The sequence below is a fragment of the Sphingopyxis sp. genome (assembly GCF_036402335.1).
Classification (GTDB): domain Bacteria; phylum Pseudomonadota; class Alphaproteobacteria; order Sphingomonadales; family Sphingomonadaceae; genus Sphingopyxis.
Genome location: NZ_DASWTD010000078.1, coordinates 1 through 2500, shown reverse-complemented (window position 1 = coordinate 2500; position 2500 = coordinate 1). Strand labels below are relative to the sequence as shown.

2 protein-coding genes are annotated in these 2500 nt (G+C 68.6%); both read right to left on the bottom strand.

Annotation, left to right across the window (positions count from 1 at the left end; genetic code table 11):
• Nucleotides 1–127: 127 nt before the first annotated feature.
• Entirely contained in the window at nucleotides 128–487 is a 360-nt protein-coding gene (locus tag VGD20_RS02380) for a UrcA family protein (protein WP_331132921.1), read from the bottom strand.
• A gap of 190 nt (nucleotides 488–677) precedes the next feature.
• Nucleotides 678–2465, bottom strand: a complete 1788-nt coding sequence (gene recQ / locus VGD20_RS02375) for a DNA helicase RecQ (RefSeq protein WP_331132920.1) — start codon at nucleotides 2463–2465, stop codon at nucleotides 678–680.
• Nucleotides 2466–2500: the final 35 nt, after the last annotated feature.

Sequence of the window (2500 nt, the reverse complement as noted above, 5' to 3'; positions counted from 1 at the left end):
GCGGCCTCGCGCCGCGTCGCGGCGTCACTGGCTGCCTGCTGGTCGCGACAACCGACGGCAAGGCGCTCTACGAACGGCTGGGCTGGTCGCTGCTGAGCGACATCGTTTCGGTCGTTTCGCCCCCGGATTAGGCGGGCTCGTTCAGGGCCGCCGGCGCCGGGCGGCCGGCGACGGCGGCCCGGCCGATCCAGCGCGCGGCCAATTGTTGCAGGCGCCGGTCGGCCAATTGCGCCCGCGCGTCGGCACGCGCCGCATCGCGGCATTTTCGCACGGCAATGCGTGCATCCTCGCTTAGATGCGCGCTGCTGCTGTAGCAAAAATCGGCGGTAGCGCGGTCGATCCGCCGCTGTGCTGTCTTCATTCCGCGCTGCGTGGTGAGGTCGACGCCATCGAGGCCGATCTGCAGCTGCTGGACGGGTTCGCGCGCCAGCACGGCGGGCGACAGGGTCACGGCGGCGAGCGCCGCGAATATCATTGTTCTTTTCATGGCTTATGCTCCGGTGTCGGTCGACGCCGTGGAGGGGAGAGCGTCGATGGACTGCGAATGCACGTGTTCGGGCCATCCGTCACAGCGGGTTCGAAATTCGGCTAGCCAATTTCGGAATCGGCTGGTCGCACGAATGGCCTCATTTCCCGCGACGGCGCTGGAGGGCGAGCTTTACGCGAGATTCTCCAGTCTAAAACTGCCGGATCACGTTCAGGAACGCGTCGCCCCACGCCTCGAGCTTCTTGCCGCCGACGCCCGGGATATCGGCGAGCGCGCTCCGCGTCGCGGGCCGCTCGCTCGCCATCGCGCGCAGCACGGCATCGTGGAAGATTACATAGGGCGGCACCCCTGCCTCGGCGGCGAGCTCGCGCCGCATCGCGCGCAGCGCATCGAACAGCGGATCGCCGACGGGGTTCGCCGCCGCGCGGTCGGCGCGGCTCGTGCGTCCACCCTCGCGCTGCGTCCGCTTTACCGGCGGCTCGGCCATCAGCACCGCGGTCTCGCCCTTCATCATCGCGCGCGCCGCGGGGCCGAGCATCAGCCCGCCATGCTCGGTCGTGTCGAGCGCCTCGCGCGCCACAAGCGAGCGCACCAGCGGTTTGATCAGCCGCGCCTCTTCGCCCGCGACGATCCCGAACACCGATAATTTGTCATGGCCGCGCCCCACGATCCGTTCGTCGCTGCGCCCGCACAATACCGCCTCGATATGCCCCGCACCAAAGCTTTGCCCGGTGCGATACACGGCCGAGAGCAATTTCTGCGCGAGCACCGTCGCGTCCACCTGGCGTCCGGGCTCGAGGCAATTGTCGCAATTGCCGCAGCGTTCGGGCGGGCTCTCGCCGAAATGGCGGAGCAGCAGCGCGCGGCGGCACTCGACCGTTTCGACCAGCGCCGCGAGCGCATTGAGCCGCACCCGCTCGCCCGCCACGCGCGCCTCGGGTAATTCGGACAGCCGCATCCGTGCGCGCGCAAAATCGTCGGCGCCCCACAGCATCATCGCCTCTGCGGGATCGCCGTCGCGTCCCGCGCGGCCCGTCTCCTGATAATAGGATTCGATCGATTTCGGGAGGCCCGCGTGCGCGACGAAACGGACGTCAGGCTTGTCGATCCCCATGCCGAACGCGACCGTCGCGGTGACGATGCCGTCCTCCGACGCGACGAAATCATGCTGTACGCGCGCGCGGAGTTCGGGATCGAGCCCAGCGTGATAAGCGGCCACCTGCCGCCCCGTCGCCGCCGCGATCTGCTGCGCCAGCCGCTCGGTGCCATTGCGTGTGGGGGCATAGACAATCCCCGGCCCCGGATTGGCGGTGATGAAATCGACGAGCTGCTTCGCCGGACTGACGCGCGGGCGCACCGCGTAACGGATGTTCGGCCGGTCGAAGCCGGCAAGGATCAGCCCGTCGGCCGGAATGCCAAGCTGGACGAGGATATCCTCGCGCGTGTGCCGGTCGGCGGTCGCGGTGAGCGCGAGCCGCGGCACGCCCGGAAAGGCATCGAGCAGCGGCCGCAGCAGGCGGTAATCGGGGCGGAAATCATGTCCCCATTCGGATACGCAATGCGCCTCGTCGATCGCGAACAACGCCGGCATCTGCGCCTCGAGCAAGGTGCGAAACCCCTCGCCCGTCGCGCGCTCGGGAGCGACGTACAAGAGGTCGAGCTGGCCATCGCGATATGCCTGCCGCGTGTCGGCCCAGTCGGCATCGACGCTGGTAAGGCTCGCGGCGCGAATCCCCGCCGCGCGTGCGCCGCGCAGCTGGTCGTGCATCAGCGCGATCAGCGGCGACACCACGACGACGCAGCCGTTCAGCGCGACCGCCGGCAATTGATAGGTCAGCGACTTGCCTGCCCCCGTCGGCATCACCGCCAGCGTGCGCTCGCCCGCCATCACACGCGCGACGACGTCGCCCTGACGCCCGCGAAAGGCATCGAAACCGAAGGTGGATTTCAGCAGCGGGAGGAGAGCGTCGGCGGACATTGGAGAGGGCGATAGGAAGTTTAAGAGGAAGGGGG